Below are 5,217 nucleotides of genomic sequence, written 5' to 3'. Positions count from 1 at the left end.
AAGGAAACTAAATGAACGCCCTAGAAAAACACTAAACTATCAAACACCGGCAGAACGTTTTGCCCAATCTGTTGCGTTGACCAGTTGAATCCAAGGTCGATAGCAGCCATTACCTTTGTCGAGACAGTTTGATGCCAGCCGTATCTTTCAATAGAATTTTGAGATTTAATCATGAACATCGTTGATCAGATATCTTTGACGGCAATCCACTCGCCATTCACGAGCGTCTGTGATCGGGTTCTTTCATCAAAAGATCCATACTCACGCTCCACAAAGCAGGGTCATATCACAGCAAGTGGGTTGGTGATTCAAGATGACAAGGTTTTACTCATCTTCCACCCGTTTATTAAGCAATGGTTCCAACCTGGTGGTCACATTGATGATGGTGAGTCTCCTATTCATGCCGCAATAAGAGAGGTTTACGAGGAGACCGGAATTCTTTGCGAGTCTATTGACGGCCAATCAAATCTAATTGATATTGATCTGCACGAAATTCCCGCAAATCCAAAGAAATCTGAGGGTGTGCATTTGCACATCGACCTCTTATTTGTGCTGAGAGCGCTTAAGCAGGAAGCGTCTCATGAAAAGATTGAAAAGGCATGGGTACCTTTTGACTTTTGATCAAATTAGCAGCCCACGTATTCAGCGGGCATTGCAAAAACTACAAGATCAGACTTAAGCTCCTAAAGCCTCTAGTAAATCTGTCTCCAACAAGATCTGCAGCTTTGGATTCTTACTCAAGTTCGCCGCATCCAATAGAAACACGTCTTCCACTCGCTCGCCTAAGGTGTTGATGCGTGCGGTATGTAATGAAACCTGGTGCTTGGCCAAGACTCTGGAGATGGCATAGAGTAGGCCCGTGCGATCACTTGCCGATAGTGAGAGCGCGTAGTAATGACCTCGCTCATCCGGAATCATGTGCACGCGTGGCTGAATCGGGAAGGTACGAGACTGTCTTGAAAGTCTTCCCATGCTTGGTGAAGGCAAGGGATCATTATTTTGCAGTGCTGCTGTCAGTTCATATTCCACTAGCTGAATAAGGTCACGGTAACTTCCACCCTCATCTACCAAGTTACTGCCTGAGATTTGGAATGTATCCAGTGCATAGCCATGCTTTGTCGTATGAATACGGGCATCCCAAATCGAGAAACCGTGACGTTCAAAGTAAGCGCAAATTCTGGCGAAAAGGTCTTCTTGGTCCTTCACGTAGACAGCAATCTGCAGGCCTTCGTCCACAGAAGAGAGGCGAGCCCGCACGACAGGAATTTCGCTATCAACCTTGTTATAGAGATGACGTGTAAGCCAGGCAATATCACCAGCATCTTGGCGCAAGAAGAAAGCAACATCTAATTGCTTCCAGAGATTTTCGTAAACAGAGTCCTCAATTGCATAGAGACGCAGCTTGGCACGGGATTCTTCTTGATGCTGTGCGAGCTCGGAAGAGGCATCAGGTTTTGCGCCACCCAATACACGCAAGGTAACGCGATAGAGGTCCTCCAATAGCTTGCCTTTCCAGGCATTCCACACTTTAGGGCTGGTTCCACGAACATCGGCAACCGTTAATAGATACAGTGCGGTCAGATGACGCTCATCACCCATCTTTTTGGCGAACGCTTGCACCACTTCTGGATCGGTAATATCTTGTTTCTGAGCAACTTGACTCATGTTCAAGTGCTCGGCAACCAACCAAACTAAGAGCTCAGTATCTGCTTTGTCTAAACCGTGGTCTTTTGCAAACTTGCGCATGTCTGCTTTACCAAGCTCAGAGTGATCGCCGCCACGTCCTTTAGCAATGTCATGAAAGAGGGCGGCAATGACTAATAGCCAAGGCTTCTCAAAATGGGCAATCAGGCTACTGCAGAAAGGAAACTCATGCGTATGCTCGACCACCATAAAACGGCGCACATTACGCAGCACCATCAAGATATGTTGATCAACTGTATAGACATGAAATAAGTCATGCTGCATCTGACCAACGATTTTTCTGAAGGCGGGTAAGTAGCGGCCGAGTACGCTGGTACGGTTCATGAGCTGGAACGCGCGACTAACTCCTTCGGGCTCTTTTAGGATCTCGATAAAGAGAGCGCGATTCACCGGATCTTCACGCCATTTGCTATCCATCTTTTGGCGCGCGTTGTACAGCGCTCTAAAGATGGTTGCAGATAAGCTCTTCACGTTAGCCGTTTGCGCAAATACTAAGAAGGTACGCAGAATTTGTTCTGGATGCTTCTGAAATAGCTGAGGGTCGGTGATGTCTAGTACACCTTGACGCTCAAAAAAGCACTCATTACCTTCACCAGCAATGGCATGGGTCGTTTTGGATTCTTGAGGAAAGAGGAGTGCTTCAATATTTTGCAGAAGCACATCATTTAATTGATTGACTGCTTTGGCTGCCCAATAGTAGCGACGCATGATCGCTTCACTGGCAAGTCTAGAAGATTCCTCTTGGATACCCATGGCTGCAGCAAGTGGCGCCTGTAAGTCAAAAGCCAAAACATCTTGTCTACGCTTAGCAAGTAAATGCAGATTGGCGCGTAGTGTCTCTAAAAAACGCTGGTTACGATTAAGCTCGGTTAATTCACGTTGCGTTACTAAGCCCGCGACACTGAGATCTTTAAATGTATTACCTAGATGCGCTGCTTTACTGACCCAAGAGATCACTTGTAAGTCACGTAGCCCACCAGGACTCTCTTTGCAATTAGGCTCGAGAGAGTAGGGTGTATCTTGGTATTTATAGTGACGTTGAATTTGCTCTGCGAGCTTGGCCTGAAAGAATGCCTTTGGATCCATGGCGACTTCAAAGGCTTTTTCAAAGTCTTTAAATAGTTGTTTATTACCACACAGGAATCGCGCCTCTAGGAGTGATGTACGTACAGTAACATCTTGCTCAGATTCAGACATACATTCTGCAGTGTTTCGCACTGAAGAGCCAATCTCCAACCCCATATCCCAGCAGCTGGCAATAAATTGCTCAACTTGTTTTGATAAAGCGAGGGCTTGTTTTTCTTCGGCTGGGAGCAGGATAAGAATATCGATATCAGAATAGGGAAATAAAGCATTTCTTCCATATCCGCCAACGGCAATTAAGCTAGCTTCATTGTTTAAGCCGCAGTCATTCCAGAGATTAGCGAGTACTTGATCGCTCATCTTAGTAAGTTGTTTAGTTAACCTACCTACTGACTGTGTTTTTCTAAACTCGTCGCATGCAATTTCGCGAGCTGCACGCAGGCTAGCTGCATTAGTAATATTGCTGGCTGCCTGGGGCTTACTCATGAATTTATGCGCTCGCTAGACTTGGCCTAAAGGATAGTCCCTTAACGCAATCGGGAATCGGATTACTTCCCTCTGACCAAGTGAGCACTTCAACTCCAGTGGCCGTTACCAAGAGCGTGTGCTCCCATTGGGCCGAGAGACTGCGGTCTTTAGTTTTCACAGTCCACTGATCGGGCATTGTCCGAATATCGCGTTTGCCAGCGTTAATCATTGGCTCAATGGTGAAGGTCATACCTTCTTTTAATTTCTCACCGGTACCAGGACGGCCATAGTGAAGAATCTGTGGATCTTGATGAAACACTTTGCCAATGCCATGACCGCAGTATTCGCGAACAACTGAGTAACCGGCTTTTTCAGCATGGGTCTGAATGACGTGGCCAATATCGCCCAGTGATGCACCAGGTTTGACTTGTGCGATACCAAGCCACATGCATTCAAAGGTAATTTGAGTCAGGCGCTTTGCTAATACCGAGACTTCACCGACCATAAACATGCGACTGGTATCGCCGTAGTAGCCATCAGGAGTAATCACGGTGATATCGAGGTTCACGACATCGCCGGTTTTGAGAATCTTTTCGCCAGGAATGCCATGGCAAATCACATCATTAACGGAAGTGCAGATGGATGCTGGAAAGGGTGGGTAGCCTGGCGGCTGGTAGTTCAGTGGAGCGGGAATGGTCTTTTGGACATCACGCATGTATTCATGGCAGATGCGGTCCAACTCAGCCGTGCTGACGCCAGCTTTGACGTGAGGAGCAACGTGGTCCAGAACTTCACTGGCTAAGCGGCCAGCTTCGCGCATCCCTTGGATGTCTTTTTCGGCGGTAAATACACTATTCATGCCTTGATTATCAACGACTTGGCAGTTTTTGGTAGATCTGTAGTGCTCAAAAATTGTGCAAATAGCCCATTTGGAGGCATTTTCTAGGGGATTTAGATTGCTTGGGTGAGGGGTGAGGAGTCTAGGTGATTGATATTTAAGCTATAATTTCGTTCTCAGGTCAATTTTGATCTGAAATCGCGGGTTGAGCCTTCCAGGGTGGCGCTTTTTAGCGCAGCTAGGACTCAATCTTAGAAACTAACCCTTAGGAGAAGTTATGTCAGTAACTATGCGTCAAATGCTGGAAGCCGGTTGCCATTTTGGTCACCAAACCCGTTTCTGGTCCCCAAGAATGGCCCCTTATATTTTCGGCCATCGCAACAAAATTCACATCATCAACTTAGAAAAAACATTGCCAATGTTTCAGGACGCCCTGAAATTTGCAAAACAAGTTGCTGCTAACCGTGGAACTATCTTATTTGTTGGCACTAAGCGTCAATCACGCGAGATCATTGCTGAAGAAGCTGCTCGTGCTGGTATGCCTTACATCGACAGCCGTTGGTTGGGTGGTACGCTCACCAACTTTAAAACTGTTAAAGGTTCCCTCAAGCGTTTGAAGGATATGGCAGTTGCTAAAGAAGCCGGCGATTGGGAAAAGCTTTCTAAGAAAGAAGCTTTGACTAATGATCGCGATCTCGACAAGTTGCAAAAAGCGCTTGGCGGTATTCAAGATTTGAACGGCGTTCCTGATGCGATTTTTGTAGTGGACGTTGGCTATCACAAGATTGCTATCACCGAAGCTAACAAGCTTGGTATTCCTGTTATCGCTGTAGTGGATACCAACCACTCACCAGAAGGTGTTGATTACATCATCCCTGGTAATGATGACTCTAGCAAAGCTGTTCTTCTCTACGCTCGTGGCATTGCCGATGCAATCCTCGAAGGTAAATCAAACTCTGTTCAAGAAATCTTGACTGCCGTTAAAGAAGGCGAAGAAGAGTTTGTTGAAGAAGGGAAAGCTGAATAATGGCCGCTATTACCGCTGCAATGGTTGGCGAGTTACGCGCCAAGACTGATGCTCCGATGATGGAGTGCAAAAAAGCATTGACTGAAGCTGATGGCGA

Annotated in this window: 4 protein-coding genes and 1 pseudogene; 3 read left to right on the top strand and 2 right to left on the bottom strand. The window is 46.5% G+C overall.

Features of this window, described 5'->3' with window-relative positions:
* Positions 1–171 precede the first annotated feature (171 nt).
* Positions 172–621 (top strand): NUDIX domain-containing protein, encoded by a 450-nt coding sequence (locus B7X71_RS12135; RefSeq protein ID WP_293600853.1) that lies wholly within the window; start codon positions 172–174, stop codon positions 619–621.
* Between the two features lie 54 nt (positions 622–675).
* Here B7X71_RS12135 and B7X71_RS12130 read toward each other — a convergent pair whose 3' ends face one another.
* On the bottom strand, positions 676–3,273 hold the full coding sequence (locus B7X71_RS12130) for a [protein-PII] uridylyltransferase (protein ID WP_293598723.1): 2,598 nt from the start codon (positions 3,271–3,273) through the stop codon (positions 676–678).
* 4 nt (positions 3,274–3,277) lie between these two features.
* Positions 3,278–4,177 (bottom strand): type I methionyl aminopeptidase, encoded by a 900-nt coding sequence (map, locus tag B7X71_RS12125; RefSeq protein ID WP_293598725.1) that lies wholly within the window; start codon positions 4,175–4,177, stop codon positions 3,278–3,280.
* Between the two features lie 193 nt (positions 4,178–4,370).
* On the opposite strand from map, the gene rpsB reads away from it, so the two are divergent.
* Positions 4,371–5,120 carry a 30S ribosomal protein S2 gene (rpsB, locus tag B7X71_RS12120; RefSeq protein ID WP_015421433.1) on the top strand — a complete coding sequence of 250 codons (750 nt, stop codon included), beginning with the start codon at positions 4,371–4,373 and terminating at the stop codon, positions 5,118–5,120.
* Positions 5,120–5,217: pseudogene (locus tag B7X71_RS12115) on the top strand (elongation factor Ts); the annotation flags it as partial. The gene rpsB and the pseudogene B7X71_RS12115, both read left to right, overlap by 1 nt.

Source organism: Polynucleobacter sp. 39-46-10 (assembly GCF_002282275.1).
Note: the sequence above shows the minus strand (reverse complement) of the source record. Positions and strands in the feature narration are given on the sequence as shown.

Excerpts from the sequence above, each read along its gene's own strand:
- B7X71_RS12135 (WP_293600853.1), top strand. The coding sequence starts at position 172 with ATGAACATCGTTGATCAGATATCTTTGACGGCAATCCACTCGCCATTC.
- B7X71_RS12130 (WP_293598723.1), bottom strand. The coding sequence starts at position 3,273 with ATGAGTAAGCCCCAGGCAGCCAGCAATATTACTAATGCAGCTAGCCTG.
- rpsB (WP_015421433.1), top strand. The coding sequence starts at position 4,371 with ATGTCAGTAACTATGCGTCAAATGCTGGAAGCCGGTTGCCATTTTGGT.